This window comes from Candidatus Rickettsia barbarica (assembly GCF_041477405.1).
Taxonomy (GTDB): domain Bacteria; phylum Pseudomonadota; class Alphaproteobacteria; order Rickettsiales; family Rickettsiaceae; genus Rickettsia; species Rickettsia rickettsii.
In genome coordinates this window covers 368,716-387,093 of the sequence record NZ_JBEWYL010000001.1, presented here as the reverse complement: position 1 = coordinate 387,093, position 18,378 = coordinate 368,716, and the positions used below count along the sequence as shown (strand labels likewise).

Below are 18,378 nucleotides of genomic sequence, written 5' to 3'. Positions count from 1 at the left end.
ATAAAAGTCAATAGGAAATTTCGCTTTATACGATAAATAAGGAAACGAAGTACAACTTAACTCACTTCATATACTAATGCGTTGATCTTATATGAATATGGCATAACCTCACCGATAGTGGAAAACTAAAACCTATTAAGAACCAAGTTAAATAAAACTTATATCCCAAATATTGTTTGAATAGATAATTAATATATGCAATCAAAGCTATTGAAGCGACAATGATAGCTAAATTAATAAAACGCTTTAATTTTGATTGAGGAAAATCAAAATATTTATAAAACAGCCCCCCAGAAATAGTAAAACCGAGTAATCCCCAAAATACCGTCCATACCCAAGCAAGACAATTCACGTCAATAATTTTAAGATAAGCTACCATCGGTACGGTTAATAGCCATAAAAACGCTCCAAACATATAAGGATATTTTTGAATAATCTCTTCTTTTGTTACACTATATATAACAGCAGCAATAACCATTATTCCAATTGTTATAGATGCAATAATATCAACGGATAATGATAGCCCTTATAAATCAGCGAAAATCCCATACCGGTTAAAATCACTACTATTATTATTCTTAATAAGGAATATATAATATTTGCAAAAAACCAACCGTCAAATACTACGCCGCTGCTCATATCATATGACCGCTAGGGAAAGCAAAACCTTTAATATTTAGAGTAGGATTCAAAGGTATTTCAAATGTATATTTTAACAATATATTTAAAATTGTAGTGAAAAGTAATACACAAATAGCTTGTGCAAATAGTTGCCTCCTAATATAGTAAATCCGAGTATTATGATAATCTCATAACACTCTTCTTGTCCAAATAACAAAAAAACTTTTGCTGAATATTGAACAAAATATCCTTATTCATTACTTTACTTAATTTTATTTATATATAATTGAAGTTATCATAAATAATAAGCTATAGATATGCAAAATATTTTCCGCAATTTCCGCAAATTTGTATTTACTATTTTCGTATGTTTAATAAATTTACAACTAATTGCTGCAAGCTTTAACGAAAAAATACCTTTATATTTTAAATTAACTAACGAAAATCTGTTAGCAGGACAAAATGCGTTAAATATTGACCTTTGCGACTCTAGAATTAAAGAATGGTGTACAAAGCCACAAAGAGAGCTAGGGCTTAACGGAAAAAAAATCAATGATTACATATCTATTTCACCTGATATTAAAGGAGAATGGCGATTTGGCTGGTGGTATAACATAAATTTTACTCCAGAAAGCAATTTTGTAGCTCATCAAACTTATAAGATTACTATCGCAGATTATATATTCCCTCATTTTGTCGGTTTAAAAAGTAATAATATAAGTTTCACGACTTTACCACTACTTCCTATTATTAAAGAAATGAATTATCTACAGGATAATATCGATATTTCCAAAAAACTCGTTCACACTAAAATAGCTTTTAACTATCCTATCGATCCTAAAACTCTAGAGGAAAGAATAGAGTTTATAAAATCTTCAACTAAAGAAAAATTACCGTTTTCTATCAAATTCAATACCAATAATACGGAAGCTACGATTATTACTAATATACCACCGCTTACAGATAAAGAAGATACAATTTCCGTAATTATAAAAGACGGTGTTAAACCTCTACATGGGAGAAGTTTTCACATATAAAAATGTAAAAGATCTAAATAATAAGACACCAAATAACATAAGATATTCTTATAAAGAAAATGTATTAATTCCAAGTCTATCCTCATATTTAAAAATCACTAAATAGTACTGCTACAATTGTTAAAGATGATAAACTACAACCGGAACAGATAATTATAATTACCACAAATACACCGGTGTCGGGTGAGGAAATAAAAAAACATTTAGAGTTATTTTTATTACCGCAGGATAAGCCGGCTTTCTTAGGAGTTGCAGGCAAAAAAAACTATAAATGGCAAAATCCGAAAGAAATAACCGATGATATTCTTAAATCGAGTGAAAAAATAAATTTTGAGCTTTTATCTTCCGTCCCAAGCATTACTACTATGTATAGTTTTAAAGTAGATACGTTTGCCTCAAGAGCTTTTGCTTGTTAAAGTAAATCAAGGTGTTAAAACATCGGATAATTTAACACTCGGCTCAGATTATTTTCAAATCGTACAAATACCGGATAACCCTAAAGAAGTTAAGCTAATGTCCGACGGTTCTATTCTTTCATTAGCCGGCGAAAGAAAACTTCCCGTATATTCACTTGGCATAGATAAATTATATTTAGACATCGATAAGATTAATCAGCAAGAAGTTAATCATTTAATCAGTCAAACAAATAGATATAATATTTTCCAAAACCCGACTTTTATAAATGAATATACCTTTAATGAGTATAATATTTCCGAAGTATTTCAAGAGGAAGTAATAGTGAACTCTCAAAATTTAAATTTACCTCATTATACCGATTTAGATTTCAGTAAATATTTTAATTTAGAAGAAGCAGGCAGCTATTCCAAGGGGTTATTTCTAGCAAAAGTTTATGCTAAAGACAATAATAACATTATATCTCAAGATAAAAGATTAATTTTAGTTACCGATCTTGGTTGTATAGTAAAAACCGATAAAACCGGGACGCATCATATCTTTGTTTCTTATATCAGTAACGGTAAACCGGCTGGAGGCGTAAAAGCAGATATTATAGGACTTAACGGTGAGGTGTTAGTAAGCAGCAAAACCGATAGTAAAGGACATGCCGTTTTATCAAATATAAATGATTTTTCAAAAGAAAAAACTCCAGTAGCTTATATATTAACTACTAAGGATGATTTTTCATTTATGCCGTATAGTAGAATGGATAGACAAGTTAATTATTCTCGGTTTGATGTAGCAGGAGCCGTTAGTTCTGATCAAGGGTTAAAAGCTTATTTATTTTCCGATCGTGGCATCTATAGACCAAGCGAGCAAGGTCACATAGGCATTATGCTCACACAAACCGACTGGCAAGGAAAATTTGACGGCTTACCTTTAGAAATACAAGTAACTAACCCTAGAGGAAAAGTAATAGATAAAAGTAAAATAGTTCTAGATGCAGAAGGATTCGGCGCATATTTATTCTCAACGCTTGATGATGCCTTAACCGGCTTATACACAATATAAGCTTATATTTAGTAGGAGATAAAGGCAGCAATAACTATCTTAATAGCGTGTCTGTCAGGGTTGGTGATTTTCAGCCTGACCGCATGAAAATAAACATAAACTTCAATAACTCACAAGATGAGCTATGGACGAATCCAAAAGATCTTAAAGCAACCGTTAATCTCATAAATCTTTACGGCACTCCTGCAAAAAATAGAAAAGTCAGCGGCTTTATTGATATTAGACCTACCGAGTTTTTCGTACCTAGATTTAAAGAATATAAATTTTATAGTAGCAAAGGAAATAAAGAGTTTTTTATGAACGTTTAGGAGATATTACTACCGACTCTAAAGGTACGGCAAACTTTGACCTTAACCTTGAGAAATATTATAACGCTACTTTTAATCTAACATTTTCAGCAGAAGGATTTGAGCCTGATTCAGGAAGAAGCGTAAACGCAAGCAAATCGCTTATAGTGTCACCTCTGCCTTATATTATAGGATTTAGAAGCGATAGCGATCTAAAATAGATTAAGACAAAAACAAGCGCGGCAATAGAATTCATAGCCATATCAAATAAAGCAGAAAAAGTAGCTGCACCTAATTTAACTCTTAACTTAAAAAAGATTAATTATGTAAATAACTTAGTAGCAGATAGTAACGGTAATTATTCTTACAGTTCAGTACCTATTGAGACTAATATATCTTCTGACAAAATTAATATCACGGCAAACGAAAGTTATATTTATAAAGTGCCTACTAAAGAAGCAGGCGATTACGTTATTTACTTAACCGATAAAGAAGATACAATCTTTGCCCAAGCTGAATTTTCGGTAATAGGTGAAGGAAATGTTACGGCTAATTTAACAGATAACGCAAATTTAAAAGTTAAACTTGATAAAGATGATTAATACAACCGGCGATACTATTCTTTTAAATATTATAACTCCTTATACAGGTTATGGGTTAATTACTATCGAGACCGATAAAGTACATAATTTTGAATGGTTTAAAGCTGATGAAAATAATAGCATTCAAGAAATAAAAATTCCTGACGGCTTTGAGGGTAAAGGATATGTAAATGTACAATTTATAAGAGACATAGAAGCTACGGAAATCTTTATATCACCGTTTAGCTATGCAGTAGTACCGTTTACTGCGGGCATTTATAAACATAAACAAGATATTGGATTAACACTTCCTGCAAAAATCAAATCGGGAGAAAAGCTAGCAATTCGTTACCGTACTACAAATCCCGGTAAAATAATAATATTTGCTGTTGATGCAGGGATATTATCATTTGCTGGTTATCAGACTCCCGACCCGCTTAATTACTTTATTAACGATAAAGCCTTGGAAGTCCGAACATCACAAATCATGGATTTAATATTACCTGAGCATTCTTTATTAATGAAAGCTCATATGGCGGCTCCTGCCGGAGACGGTTGTATAAATGTCGCTCGAAACCTTAATCCGTTTAAAAGAAAAAGCCAACCTCCCGTAGCATTTTGGTCAAGAATTTTAGAAGCAGATCTTGATGAGAGAGAAGTCACATTTGATATACCAAGCTATTTTAACGGCACTTTAAGAGTTATAGGGGTAGCCTCAAGCCTTGACTCTATAGGAACTTCCAAAGCTGATTTATTAGTCCAATCCGATCTTATTATCAATCCAAATTTACCTTTATTTGTAGCTCCAAATGATGAATTTACAGTACCGGTAACAATATTTAATAACCTCAAAGATTCAGGAAATGCTCAGGTTTTTCTAAATATTGAAACAAGTGAAGGACTTAAAATATTAGATTATCCTAAAGAGATCCCGATAGACGAAAATAAGGAAGCTACTATTAATGTTAAATTAAAAGCGACTAATCAACTCGGTTCAGCAGATTTAAAGGTTGTGGCTTCTATAAATCACCTAAAGCCGGATATAATATCTATGGCAGTAGTACATAGCTCCGAATTAACTAGTACTACGAGCGTTCGCCCTGCTAGTCCAAGCGTTACAACAGTTAATACAGGCTTTATTACAGACAACAAGGCTAATTTAAAAATCTTACGGGATGTATATCCTGAATTTGCTAAACTACAAATTTCCGCTTCTAAATCACCGCTATCTATTATTTCTGGCTTTAAAGATTTCCTAGATAATTATCCTTATGGTTGCACTGAACAATTAATAAGCCAAAATTTTGCCAATATTTTATTATATAATGAACAAGAACTAGTTCAGATTCTTAAAACTGATCGTAAAAAAATGGATGAATCATTATCAAAAATATTTCAAACTTTATCAGAACGTCAAAATTATGACGGTGGATTTAGATATTGGAACAATTTTAATGACGATTCCGATCCATTTATTTCCGTTTATGCTATGCATTTCTTAAGCGAGGGAGCAACTAGATATTTAGCCGTTCCAAGTGATACATTTAATCAAGGTATTTACTATTTAGAGATATGGCTAACAGATCAATAAACTCCTTAGATGAAGCAAGAGAAAAGGCATATGCGGTTTATATCAAAACAGCGTTATTACTACAAGCTATATTGCAAATATTTTAAAATATTTAGACGAGTACCATAAAAATACATGGCAAGATGATTTGACTAGCGTTTATTTAGCAGCTAGCTATAAAATGCTGCACATGAATGAAGAAGCGGAGAAATTATTAGACAGATTTACTCTAAATAAACCTATATCAAAAACAGACTATCAGTATTACAATCCTCTACTAAAATATAGTCAGTATTTATACTTAATTTCTATGCATTTTCCAGAACGGTTAAAAGACTTTGACCCAAAAATTGTACAGGATATCGCTCTTTTTGCTAAAGATAACTATAATAGCCTATCCGCAAGCTATGCTATTATGGCAAGTCTTGCCTATGCCGATAAAATAAATCATGTAGATGAGGCTACTATTAAAGTAACCTCTACAGATAAAGAAGTTACTTTAACAGGCAATAAAGTGATGATTGCTGAGCTGTCGGTAGAAAATAAGAATATCGACTTAACATCCTCAAGTAACGGCTTTTTCTATCAGCTTTTAACTTCAGACTATGATAAGCAATTAACAGAAAATAAAGAGATAGTTAAAGGCATAGAAATAACAAAAAAATATCTCGATGAAAATAATAAAGAGGTTAGCAAAGTAAAATTAGGTGATAATATTACGGTGGAAATCACCATACGTTCAGGTAGTAATAAAACCTTGAGCAATATGGTGCTACTTGATTTATTACCGGCAGACTTCGAGCTTTTACCGGATAACAACCACATAAATATATTAGAACGCATGCAGGAAGTAATGATATGGAAACCGATATATATAAATAATCGTGATGATAGAGTTATGATTTTCGGTACTATTTCTGATCAAAAAATGACGCATCAGTGTAAAATCAAAGCAGTTAATAAGGGCATATTCTCTACTCCTGCTATTTACAGTGAAGCTATGTACGACCCTCAAACTTACTATCGTGGTGTTATAGGCAATATTATTGTGGAGTAGCATTACCCGCACGGTTTTTATGTCATTCCCGTGAAGCATTGTTGCGTGGACCGGTAAATGCTCTCTATGTCATTCCTGCAAAAGCGGGAATCCAGTAAAACCGACAAAAAACTTATTTTTTTAGGTTTATTTTGTCAATATTAAGACTACTTTTTCTGGATTCCTGCTTTCGCAGGAATGACATAGTAGGAGTTTATCCCACAATTGCTTTCAGCTTCTCTATAGTTTTTGTATCTTTTACAAGTTCTAAAAATATTTCCTGCTCATAGGCAAGTAGCTCTTCTTCATTTGTTTCATTATGTGTATCAATAATATCTTGAAATTTGCTAAGCACCTTATTTTGTAGATCGTTATATTTTGATGTATCTATTGCTGTTGTGCTAAATTTATTTTAGGCAAAGTAATTTTATGTGGAATCTCGGTACTATCTTTTTAGGTAGGTTTTAATTTTAAAGCTTCCTCTAAAATATAATGCTTGTTCATATTTACGTGCATATTCTCTACATCATAATCTGCTTTAAAGTAATCCGGCTGAACTTGTTTTATTCTGCTCTATAATATTGCTGATATTTCTAATTAGTTTAGTTTTATTACCATTACTTCAAGCAAACATTTCGGTAACACCGCCCCACCCAGGTATTAAACCAACACCACGTTCTACAAACCCTGCGTTAAGTTCTTGATTTCCTATAATAATAAAGCTTGAGTGCAATAACAGCTCATATCCACTTCCAAGTGCCACACCAAGACCACAAGCTAATAACATGTACAGAGGAATATTTTAAGTGGAGCATGGTTTGCTGTCCCAGCTTTAGTAAATTCTCTAGATCGTGAAAATTCTTATCTTCAATATAAGACAGAAGAAGTTTTAAATCAGCACCGGCAGACAAATTATTTCCTTGCAGATAAATATAAAGATTTTTACCGTCATTTTCGGCTTTACTTGCTGCTTCTTGTAGTAAATAAAACACCTCATGATTTAAACAATTCATTTTTATAGTAATAACAAAAATCAAAACATCTTGATAAAGTATTAATTTTGCCGAGCTATTCTCTAATACTATCTGACTTTCTTGTAAAATATCTTTGTGAGAATTAAATTTTTGTTTATCGATTTTTTGATATTCTTTATTGGCTAAATATTGCGGAAGTGGGATATGCATTAAATCGGCATTTTTAATTACCGAATTCCAACCGTTTTTAGCCGCTATAGTCAATAATTCAAATGGACCATATTTCCAGCTGTAACCAAGCTTCATAGCAGCATCGATATCATAAATATTATCCGTAACCGACGGAACTAGACCTGCTAAATAAACATAAAATTCCGTGATAATTTCAGTAAAAAATTTACCGTAAACCGAATCACTTACAAGAAGCACATCAAGATTAAAATATCTACTTTTTGAACAGGACTATATGATAAATCGTTTATATTGATAACTTCTTTAATCTTTTTGCCCTTTGATACCAATAAACGATCAAATCCACCGTCACCTTTACGTCCAATTAACTGCTTCTCTATCATCTTATCAAGAACAGGGGTCTTTACATATTATTTTATGATAAGCATCATTTGCAGGAAGAGAGGCAAGTAATGAACTTGAAATTAACTTCATTACGTCATACCCGATTAGATCATATAAACCGAAAATTCCGGTACTCGGCAACCCCAAAAATGTAGTAAATATTTTATCTATAGTAGCAACATCAAGATTCTGACTTATCGCTTTACGTGCTACTAATTCAAGTAAAAAATACCCTACTCTATTAGCAATAAAACCAGGCGTATCATTACATTTTACTATAATTTTACCAAGCGTTTTCGTTAAGAACTCTGATACTCTTTCTATTACTTCAGCCTTTATCATAGGGTCTATAATTAACTCAAGCAGTTCCATATTATCTTGGCGGATTGAAGAAATGCGTAATAACGAACCTAGATTTAATATTATCTGGTAAATTCTCTTTGAGTCTTTCAAGCGGTAATGTAGAGGTATTAGAAGCAATAATTGCATCTTCTTTAAGATAAGGAATAATTTTATTATATAATTGGTGTTTGATTTCTAACTTCTCAACAATAACTTCAATCACTAAATCACATTCTTTAATTAAATCTAAATCATATTCTAAATTACCGATGGTAATGAAATTTGCTCTATCAGGAAAGGATAAAGGTGGAGGTGGAGGTTTTTGTTTATGCAAATTTTCTTTAGCGGTGTTAACTATTTTATTAGGATCATCGGAATCTTTAGCGATAATATCAAGCAGCACTATTTTATAAGAGGAATTAGCAATTAACGCTGCAATCCCTGAACCCATTACTCCCGCACCAATAACACAAACTTTTTTTATTTCATTTTGCATAAGTTACCTTCTGTGTTACCCCGTGCCTTGACCATGGGGTCCAGTTAAAAATACTAAAAATTTTTATTATTTTTTGGATCCCGTGGTCAAGCCAAGGGATGACATCGAGTGTGTTTTTCGATACACACAACCATGTCCCCTTGCAATAACGTTATGTCATAGAAACACTTAAGACTTTTACCGACGCCACCCCCGGCTTGTTGTAAAATTTTAGCACATTCATTTATAGTAACAGCAGTGGTAACGACATCATCGACTAATACAATTTTTTTACTTACAATATTATACTTTGTGTTAAATTTGATACTACCCTTTATATTATTTTTGTGTTGTTTTCGTGGGAGAAAAGTCTGAGACTTAGTCCATTTTGCTTTAGTTAAAATCTCAGCTTTTAACATTTTATCGGTAACTTTTGCAATTTCCATAGCTAAAATATGAGCAGGATTATACATTAGTAGGTACAGGTATGATTAAATCAATATCTTTTATATCCTCGCTGCTATATCTATTATATAAAAGTTAGCAACGGTCTTAGCAAATATCGTCTTATCTTGATATTTAAACTGATGAACTATTTTTTTGCTATGCTCATTACACTTAAATAAGCTGCGAGCAAACTCATAATTAGGTTTGTTGCTATAACAATTTCCACAAATGCAGTTATCTAAGATTTTTATACTAAATCTTTGTCCACATATACTACAATAGGGTCTTGCTATAAACTCTAGCTTCTTCCAACAATCGCTACAAAATTCACCGCTCCCCCTAGTATTTCCGCACCGCTTAAACATCTCTGCGGCAAGATATAATCTATAAGATAATTATAAGTCTTTATTAACAATTAAAATCCTCTTGAAGATTCATGGTGTTTAGAAGCATTTGGTGTTGATTGTGATGATGGTACACTAGCACCATAACGAACCCCCTTGTCACGTGACAAATTCTCTTGCATATGTTGGCTTACTCATGAGCTTTATTTTGCTCAGGTTTTACTTTATTACTAACATTTGGAGTTATAAAAGATTGAAATATTTCTTCTTTTTTACCGTACATTTCTTTTAAATCACCAAATTGTGATTCAACAAAATAACCGACTCCTACTTTTACTGCCGATTTAACTTTTTCAAAATTAGTTTTTTCAGCAGGAGGAGCAAATTCAGGTCTCGCTGCAACCTTTGCTCTAGTTACATTAAAATGCTCTCTTAGCTGCCCTTCACTTAATTGATCAATTTTAGGGGGTATAGTTAAAAATTCTTCTAATGCTTTGGTATCTATTTTTGCTTGCCTTTCTTTTTCAAGCAAGTCTTTCTTATCTTCATAATTTCCTATTGATGTTTTAAACTATTTATTTGATTTATTTTATCTTTTTTTCGCTCCATACGCACTAAATTCGCATCTCCTTCACCTATTACATTAGCTCCACTCCTCCGTCCAATAGCACCTGCTACCAAACCGCCTATAATATCGCCTACAGAGCTTACTTGTGCTACTAAAGATACCGTCTCTAAGGTAGTATCTTGCTTTTAAAATCTCTTTAGTTCTAGTTATATTTAATTTTTCAGATTCAACTTTTTCTTGGTAAATTTTAGCTCATTGAGTATCCAAGACATTTTTAAGTTCAGGGCTATCTTTTGCTTTATCTATTCGAGTAGTAACTACTAACTCTGATTGCTTCACATAATTAGCTTTAATATTTTCTAAAGTTTTTTCTTTCTATCTAAACGCTTATCTTCTTTTACTTCTAAAGTTTCTTTTCCAACATTGTAAGCAACGGTTGATAAAGAAAGTGCAGCAAGCCCAACCCCGACGGGAGTGGGATTCAGGACCAACGATACTGCAACGCCGCCAATTCTAGCCGCACGTCTTACTGCTTTACTACCTAATGTTTTATATGTTTTCTCTAGAACATTTGCTGCAGTTTCACCACCGGGTAGTGTCATGATTTTATTTAATGCCTTATCGGCTAAACCGGAACTTGGGGGACCTTTCTCTTTAATTTTTGCACCTTGCTGAAGTGTATCAACCGGATCATAAGCTTTTGCTACTTTTTCTCCAACGTTAATTATTCCTTCTACTAATATGAGTAGGACTAGCGATAACTTTACTGCCCTCCTGTACCACTTCGATTGCTACTCCACTTGCAGCGATTCCCGCACGAGCAACTCTAGCACCGTAAAGTGCCGTATCCTCTTGCAGCGTTCTTTTTCCTGCTGGCTTATTTTACGATTGCCGTTCTCCTGTGAAGGCTCAGAAGCTTTTGTTTGTGCTGCTTCTAAAAGCTCTACTCTTTCAGGGGTATTTATTGAAGATTTAAGCTTATTATCTTCTGCTACATTTTTTATTCCTTCTTCAGGAGTATTAATAAATGATTTACTGCTTAAATTTTCTTTACTCATGCATATCTCATAAAATTATGTTCTATGTTATTTCACATTCTATGTCATTCCCGTGAAAGCGGGAATCCATCTTTTAAAAAGTATAAACAAACAATGCTTTTATCGATTCTTGATTACTGGATTCCCACTTTCGCGGGAATGACATCAGAACTAGCTAGAAATGATACAAAAGAACACTCACCTCTTCCCCATCGCATAGCTAGTAATCAAGTTTTTTACAGGTTTAAAATTATTGATCACCTTAAATCCTATTTGTCTTAAACATCTTAAATTTTTGGAATAATTTGAAAAAATATTATTTAACTCATCAGTCAGCTTATACATAATAAAATTATCCTCTTGCCTTAACTTTTGATATTCTTGTAATGTGCCATTATTACTAACTATCATACTCAAAATCTCTATATCCTTTATGCCCTGATTAAGCCCTTGTCCGGCTAGCGGATGTACTGTGTGGGCAGTGTCGGCAATAAGCACTATACGGTTATGAAAATATCTATTTGCTATACGGGCTTTTAGTAGAAAGCTACTAATCTCACTATCAATAGTAATTTTACCTAGGGAATTACCGGCATTTCTTTGAGTTAAAAACCTAACTTCTTCTACAGGCAAATTAACAATTAAAGCAGCCTGATCAGAAGAAGTTGACCATATTACGGATGAAGCATATTGATCTTTTAAAGGCAGCAAAGCAAAAGGACCAAGCGGCAGGAAATGCTCCATAGCACAATTTTCATGCGGCTTTTCATGCTTAATATTAAATGTAAGAGCAGTTTGATAAGGTTTCTCAATTTCATTAGCAAAGTAATGAGACCTCACTTTTGAATTTGCTCCGTCACATATAACTAATAAATTACACTTAATTTGGTTATCATCAAATTTTATAATCGAGTAGTCATTATGGCTTATAACCTCTTGATATTGATTATTATCAATTAATGTTATCAACGGATTATTAGTTATTTTTGACAATAGCATTTTTTTAAAGTCGCTATTCTTAACCACATATCCAAGTACAGCGTCAGCGTCATTTCGTAAGTCTAATATCTCTGAAGCCTGATTATCTACTACATATATGTCTTGCATTTCTGCTACAAACTTCTCAAGCTCTTCCCATATATCAATAGAGAATAAGAAATTTTTAGAATGCGGCGTTAAAGCAGTAGTTCTTATATCTTTAAAAAACTCTGGGCTTTTTACCGATTTACTCTCGAATATAGTAGTTTTTATACCCTTTTGTGCAAAAGAAAGCGCCGTTAACATGCCGCTAAGACCGCATCCTAAAATTACCGTATTAGACATCTTCCCAAACTCTTCTACTTCTAGAGGTAATTTGTGCGTCGATCCGATACTCGCATCCTCACTTACGCTTGTGTACGCTGCGGTGCTGCGTTTCGTGTCTCCTACAAATTCCTCTCTATAAGTGAATTTGGCAAGATGTCTATCAATCTGTTTTGTTTTCATTCGATTCATTTATGAAATATTTTAAATATCCGTTTGTTGCTATAAAGCTTAGAAGAAAATAAATAATTGCTATATCCAAATATGAGCTATTGCCTGAGTATAAACCTAAACAACAAATCAATACACTCGCTAAAGTCGTAAAGCTATTTAAAATCAATAAATTTGTAAAAATATCCGTTTTGCTGATAAATAGGTAGGTTATTAAGCAAATAAATAATGAAATAATAATTAAAAAGATGTTAAGCATAATTTTTAAAATCGGTTTTACTGTTGGATACACAATCGTCATCGTCATTGCGAGGAAATTACGAAGTAATTGACGAAGCAATCTCAGGAGCTTGTTATTATTTCATGAGATTGCCACGCTCCCTACGGTCGCTCGCAATGACGACTTGGATATCCCACCCCTCTCATTATATATAATCATTTATAACACTACAAACTGCAAATAAAATTAATTAAAATTCCTTAAATAATTTTAATATTATGTAATCTTAGCCAACCTTTACATTATAAATAGCTATTGTGACAAAAATGTTATAAAAAAATGTTGCTTTCTTTTACATTCGGCATTAACGTATATATTTAAATTCTTGGGTACGATTGCTAATTGATTTAATATTTTACGATATTTTTTGCTGCAAATTATAAGATTTTTTTGAAATCTTTCAAAAATCTTATAATTTGCAGCAAAAAATATCGTAAAATATTAAATCAATTAGCAATCGTACCCAAGAATTTAGTATTATTATTTTTAAGGTAAATTGTAATGTCACAACTAGATGTTTTAATAGTAGACGATGAAGAGAGTATACGAAATCTCATTGCTGCAAATTTGAAAGATGAGGGTTTTAACCCTAAGGTTGCCGCTAATAGTACTCAAGCCCTTAAAATACTTTCCGAAAAACCGGTCTCTGCAGTTATACTTGATATTTGGCTTCAAGGAAGCGAAATTGACGGACTTGGGATTTTAGAGATAATAAAAAAACGCTATCCTTTAATGCCGGTAATAATTATTAGCGGTCACGGTACTATAGAAACAGCAGTAAATGCTATAAAAATGGGTGCTTACGATTATATAGAAAAACCGTTTAATAATGATAAATTAGTTATTTTACTTACAAGAGCTTGTGAAGTAACAAAGTTAAAACGCGAAAATATAGATTTAAAATCAAAGGTTATAGATAAAACTGAATTAGTAGGCGAATGTTCGGTAACTTTAAAATATAAAATGGCAATAGCAAAGGCAGCTACCTCTAGCAGTCGTATAATGATTCACGGTAAAGTCGGCAGCGGTAAAGAACTTGCAGCAAGATTAATTCATAAACAATCTAAAAGGGTTAATAATCCGTTCATTATTTTCAGCCCTACATGTATGACTACGGAAAAAATCAATCAAGAATTATTCGGCGAATCGGAAAAGCAGGCAAATAATAAACGCCCTACTATCTTAGAATTTGCCAATAACGGTACTTTATATATAGATGAGGTCAGTAATATTCCTATTCCCATCCAAGTAAAATTATTAAAATTCCTTAAAGATCAAACTATTACAAAACCTTGCGGAAAAAATATTAAAATTGATATAAAAATTATCACCGGTACTTCTAAAAATATCCAAGATGAAGTTAATAACGGCAAATTCCTAGAAGATCTATATTATCGCCTTAATGTATCCTCTCTAAAAGTACCTTCATTATATGAAAGAAAAGAAGATATACCGCTACTCGTTAAGTATTTTGTTAAGCAACTTTCAAAATTTTCAGGTTTAAAAGAACGTAGCTTTGCCGATGAAACTATCGCTGCTCTTCAATCCTATGAATGGCCGGGCAATATTAGACAATTACGTAACGTTGTTGAATGGACTTTAATTATGAATCCGTTAACTACAGGTAATAATGAAATTATAAAACCTTATATGATACCTTCTGAAATATTAGCAAATAGTGCTAATCTTACAACACTTGAAGATAGCTTTGATATGTTATCTATGCCGCTTAGAGAAGCTAGAGAAGTTTTTGAGCGTCAATATCTATCAGCACAAATGAGTCGTTTTAATAATAATATTTCAAAAACATCCTCATTTGTCGGTATGGAAAGATCGGCTTTGCATCGTAAATTAAAATTATTAAGCTTACATATACCTCCTACAAATAGAATAAATGACGAAGAATATGAGGAAGCAAATGCTTAAAGTCATATCAATAATTACGATTTATTTGTTATTAAGCAGCTGCTCCGAATCTACCCGTGATGCGAACGGATTACTTACGGATAGCCAAAGCACGGTAATTCGGAATTATATAATATCGCAAAATTCTAAAAACCTTAAAGTGAACCTTAAAGAGAAATTCGGTTCAAATTTAAAAGGAGTAAAATTAATAGGAGTACAGCTAATAAATGAAGATTTATCAGGAATAGATTTGACTTCCTGCGAAATATTACGTGCTGATTTTGCAGGTAGCAATTTAGACAAAGCAATACTTACAAATGCTATAATTCAAGAAAGTAATTTTGCAGATTCGGTAATAAAAAATATTTCCGGATATAATTCTGACTTTCAAGGTTCAATTTTTCACAATATAACATTACAAAATACAAATTTTGTTCAATCAAATTTTAGCGATACTGCTTTTAATAAAACTACTATAATAAATGTCAACTTTGAAAATTCTAAATTTAGTCATGTATTATGGAACAATAATACTATCGACGGTGTTAATTTTCAAAAAGCTAACCTACAGAATAATAGCTTTAAAAATACTAATATAACAAATTCAATATTTTACGGTACGGATTTAGAAAAAAGTATCATAAATAATACCAATTTTACTAATAATTATTTTGAATCTAGCAACCTAAGTCAAACTACATTAACAGCAGTAATAATTAAGGATTCTAACTTCACACAAAGTATTTTTAATGAAGTAAATTTTAATAACGTACAAAGTAATAACTCTTGCTTTTCATACGCTTCCTTTCAAGATTCAACATTACAAAATATTAGCCTTACTAAATGTGATTTACAAAATAGTACAATTAGTAGTTCAGTTTTAAAGCATTTTAAAATCAATAATGCGATATTAAATAATATGAGTCTAAACGATAATAAATTTAATACTTTATCAATAAAAAATAGTAATGCTAATTTTGTAAGGATTAATAAAACTAAAGGCTCAAATATTACTTTAGATAATATTAGCTATACTAATAATATTTTTAGCAATAATGATTTTAAACAATTTATAGTGATTAATACTGACTTAAACAGCAGTGAAATAATAAACTCAAATATAACTAACGGACAATTTAATAATATAAATTTTTCTAAATCTTTAATACAAAACGTAAATTTTTCAGATGTTAAAATTACTTTAGGCAATTTAAACCAAGTAGCTCTAATAAATTCCACTCTAACAAATATTGCGGTTATTAACTCCGTCCTTTCTAATTCGCAAATAAATAATATTAACTACCAAGCGTATTCCGGTTTTATTAATACTAATGTTTCTAATAATATTATTTTAAATAGTGATAATTCAAGCAAAATTCTACCAAATAATATAGTAATAAATTCGCTAAAAGATTTGCAAAAAATAACTCACTTAACAAATATGAATTTAACAAATTTTGACTTGAGCAACTTAATATTTGATAGAGTAGATTTTTCAAATAGTATCTTTAAAAATGCTAACCTAACAAATACGGTAATAAAAAATTCCATTTTAAAAGAGGCTAATTTTTCTGCAGCAATACTTACTAAAACAGATTTTTCAAACTCAATATTAACAGATAGTATATTTAAATCAGCTAAAATTGATCAGGCGGGCTTTAATAACTCCGACCTAACAAATGCCGATTTTACTGAAGCAGCAATTAAAGATACTTCGTTTGATAAAGCTAAGACAAGCGGAATGAAAGGAGTAGAATAATCTTTAAATACCTTAGTCCTTATACGAACATTCAGTATGTCATCCCCGCGTAGCATTGTTGCGTGGATCAGTCAATGCTCTTTATGTCATTCCCGCGAAAGCGGGAATCCAGTAAAACATATAAAAAATTTTTTATATGCTTATTTTGTTAAAGGTATAATTTTGTCCAATATTAAGGGTTATTTTTCTAGATGCCTGCTTTCACAGGAAGAACATAGCATTTACCTTTGGTTGCTCTTGGAAGACTTTGCTTTATTAGTAGGAGTATTAGACGGTGTAAATGAATTATTATTTATAAAAGCAGTAGGACTTTGCTGCTTCATTCTATTAATAATTTGTTGTTGTTTAAGAGTATTTATCTTTTGTTTTCCGGCTATCCTTATAGATTGAGTAATTGTGGCAGTTTCTACAAATATTTCCTTAGGAGTTTGTAGCTGATCAATTCGCTCATAATGTTTTTTAAGAAACTCTTCCTTTATCTTTGGCTTTATTCCTTTCAAATCAACATATGTTCTATATAACTTCTTTAATTTTATTTGTTGCTTGGAAGATTGGTGAGGAAGTGATTTAATCGAATTAACAAGATTACTACCTATTTCTTTTATAATATTAACTGCAGGCGAAGCTATTTTCTTTATTCCTTCATAAATTTTACCTAACCAACTAGCAATAACATCTAATAGTTTAGGCGCATATTCTTTAGATATAGGGGGCATATCCCTTATAATATCTCTCGCTTCAGTTAGATTATGAGCTAAATGGAGTAATGCTTTTTTCTCCTCTAACTCGGTAGAACGATTAGCATATGAACTAGCTATATCTGCCTGAGCATCTATAGTATCGGTAATTATTGATTTAGTATCATTAAAAGAAAGATCTATAGGTGTCTTTTTTTGCGTTATAGTACTGTCTTCTCTTAATTTATCTAGCCTATCACGTATTGCTTGGTCTTTGTGATCATTAAGGCTTTTACTTTTTTGTTCTAGTTTAAGCTCAGATTGCAGCTCAATTAGATCATCTACTTCATTACCGGATTTTTTTGTGGGGATATAAGGTCTATCTTGGAGCTTTGCAAACCTTTCTTCTAACTCTTCAAGTGATGGAGGAGTGCCTTTAAGTTTTGCTAGTCTTTCTTCTAATTCTTTTATTATTTGATCGTCCTGCTTTTTCTTAGACATATATATACCTCTATAATAATTCCTAGGTTTTGTAAAAGAAAATTAATAAGATTTTTGCAATAATTAGTGAGTCCTATTTCAAAAAAATCTTATGATTTACAACAAAAAATAGATTAATTTAATTTTCCGCATGCAAAGCCTAGTTATTAATAACACAAACTACTAACCAAAATAAAGTATTTTTTGATATGAGTTAAGATATAATTATATAAAACTAGCATTATCCGTGTGGATCAGTTTTGCCATTGTCACCTAGTTCCTTGATCACGGGATCTAATTAAAAATACTAATAATATTAGTATTTTAAGTTGTTTTCTGGATACCACACAATTCAGCTAATTCTGCACATGCCTTATTTTCTCATATAACTTTAAACATTTTTCTTTTTTAACCATTCCCTCACTTCGTCAGTAGTGTAAGT

At 31.7% G+C, this 18,378-nt stretch carries 17 protein-coding genes and 1 pseudogene; 3 read left to right on the top strand and 15 right to left on the bottom strand.

The features are described from left to right. Positions 1-73 precede the first annotated feature (73 nt). Positions 74-478, bottom strand: coding sequence for a hypothetical protein (locus tag ABVF33_RS02275; protein ID WP_499706083.1), 405 nt, complete (start codon positions 476-478; stop codon positions 74-76). A gap of 460 nt (positions 479-938) precedes the next feature. Here ABVF33_RS02275 and ABVF33_RS02270 point away from each other — a divergent pair. After that, positions 939-6,620, top strand: a pseudogene (locus ABVF33_RS02270) (alpha-2-macroglobulin family protein). A gap of 193 nt (positions 6,621-6,813) precedes the next feature. Here ABVF33_RS02270 and ABVF33_RS02265 read toward each other — a convergent pair. The 13 genes from ABVF33_RS02265 to ABVF33_RS02205 form a co-directional block, all read right to left on the bottom strand. Continuing rightward, positions 6,814-6,954: a hypothetical protein gene (locus tag ABVF33_RS02265; RefSeq protein ID WP_499706082.1), complete on the bottom strand. Its 141-nt coding sequence runs from the start codon at positions 6,952-6,954 to the stop codon at positions 6,814-6,816. A 267-nt stretch (positions 6,955-7,221) separates the two neighbouring features. Next, positions 7,222-7,362 carry an enoyl-CoA hydratase/isomerase family protein gene (locus ABVF33_RS02260; protein WP_499706081.1) on the bottom strand — a complete coding sequence of 47 codons (141 nt, stop codon included), beginning with the start codon at positions 7,360-7,362 and terminating at the stop codon, positions 7,222-7,224. Next, on the bottom strand, positions 7,340-8,002 hold the full coding sequence (locus ABVF33_RS02255) for a Clp protease/crotonase-like domain-containing protein (RefSeq protein WP_499706080.1): 663 nt from the start codon (positions 8,000-8,002) through the stop codon (positions 7,340-7,342). The genes ABVF33_RS02260 and ABVF33_RS02255 overlap by 23 nt, the downstream gene beginning before the upstream one ends. Continuing rightward, the gene (locus ABVF33_RS02250; RefSeq protein WP_499706079.1) at positions 7,990-8,148 is read right to left on the bottom strand and encodes a hypothetical protein; all 159 of its coding nucleotides are present in this window, start codon (positions 8,146-8,148) and stop codon (positions 7,990-7,992) included. Before ABVF33_RS02250 ends, ABVF33_RS02255 begins: the two co-directional genes overlap by 13 nt. A gap of 4 nt (positions 8,149-8,152) precedes the next feature. Continuing rightward, on the bottom strand, positions 8,153-8,521 hold the full coding sequence (locus ABVF33_RS02245; RefSeq protein ID WP_014410844.1) for a 3-hydroxyacyl-CoA dehydrogenase family protein: 369 nt from the start codon (positions 8,519-8,521) through the stop codon (positions 8,153-8,155). A gap of 1 nt (position 8,522) precedes the next feature. Further along, positions 8,523-8,987 carry a 3-hydroxyacyl-CoA dehydrogenase family protein gene (locus ABVF33_RS02240; RefSeq protein WP_499706078.1) on the bottom strand — a complete coding sequence of 155 codons (465 nt, stop codon included), beginning with the start codon at positions 8,985-8,987 and terminating at the stop codon, positions 8,523-8,525. 86 nt (positions 8,988-9,073) lie between these two features. Further along, positions 9,074-9,439 carry a ComF family protein gene (locus tag ABVF33_RS02235; protein ID WP_499706077.1) on the bottom strand — a complete coding sequence of 122 codons (366 nt, stop codon included), beginning with the start codon at positions 9,437-9,439 and terminating at the stop codon, positions 9,074-9,076. Positions 9,440-9,472: 33 nt separating this feature from the next. Then, positions 9,473-9,706 carry a ComF family protein gene (locus ABVF33_RS02230; protein WP_499706132.1) on the bottom strand — a complete coding sequence of 78 codons (234 nt, stop codon included), beginning with the start codon at positions 9,704-9,706 and terminating at the stop codon, positions 9,473-9,475. Positions 9,707-9,947: 241 nt separating this feature from the next. Beyond that, positions 9,948-10,289 carry a hypothetical protein gene (locus ABVF33_RS02225; protein WP_499706076.1) on the bottom strand — a complete coding sequence of 114 codons (342 nt, stop codon included), beginning with the start codon at positions 10,287-10,289 and terminating at the stop codon, positions 9,948-9,950. A 395-nt stretch (positions 10,290-10,684) separates the two neighbouring features. Beyond that, the gene (locus ABVF33_RS02220) at positions 10,685-10,927 is read right to left on the bottom strand and encodes a hypothetical protein (protein ID WP_014273606.1); all 243 of its coding nucleotides are present in this window, start codon (positions 10,925-10,927) and stop codon (positions 10,685-10,687) included. A 189-nt stretch (positions 10,928-11,116) separates the two neighbouring features. Further along, the gene (locus tag ABVF33_RS02215) at positions 11,117-11,383 is read right to left on the bottom strand and encodes a hypothetical protein (protein WP_499706075.1); all 267 of its coding nucleotides are present in this window, start codon (positions 11,381-11,383) and stop codon (positions 11,117-11,119) included. Between the two features lie 177 nt (positions 11,384-11,560). Beyond that, positions 11,561-12,847 carry a 2-octaprenyl-6-methoxyphenyl hydroxylase gene (ubiH, locus tag ABVF33_RS02210; protein ID WP_499706074.1) on the bottom strand — a complete coding sequence of 429 codons (1,287 nt, stop codon included), beginning with the start codon at positions 12,845-12,847 and terminating at the stop codon, positions 11,561-11,563. Then, positions 12,828-13,094, bottom strand: coding sequence for a monovalent cation/H+ antiporter complex subunit F (locus tag ABVF33_RS02205; RefSeq protein ID WP_012719844.1), 267 nt, complete (start codon positions 13,092-13,094; stop codon positions 12,828-12,830). The genes ubiH and ABVF33_RS02205 overlap by 20 nt, the downstream gene beginning before the upstream one ends. A gap of 522 nt (positions 13,095-13,616) precedes the next feature. Here ABVF33_RS02205 and ABVF33_RS02200 point away from each other — a divergent pair. Both ABVF33_RS02200 and ABVF33_RS02195 read left to right on the top strand, forming a co-directional pair. Next, entirely contained in the window at positions 13,617-15,041 is a 1,425-nt protein-coding gene (locus ABVF33_RS02200) for a sigma-54-dependent transcriptional regulator (RefSeq protein WP_499706073.1), read from the top strand. Further along, entirely contained in the window at positions 15,034-16,779 is a 1,746-nt protein-coding gene (locus tag ABVF33_RS02195) for a pentapeptide repeat-containing protein (protein WP_499706072.1), read from the top strand. The genes ABVF33_RS02200 and ABVF33_RS02195 overlap by 8 nt, the downstream gene beginning before the upstream one ends. A 221-nt stretch (positions 16,780-17,000) precedes the next feature. On the opposite strand, the gene ABVF33_RS02190 is transcribed toward ABVF33_RS02195, so the two are convergent. After that, complete coding sequence (locus tag ABVF33_RS02190) at positions 17,001-17,957, bottom strand: hypothetical protein (RefSeq protein ID WP_499706071.1); 957 nt, start codon at positions 17,955-17,957, stop codon at positions 17,001-17,003. Positions 17,958-18,378: the final 421 nt, after the last annotated feature.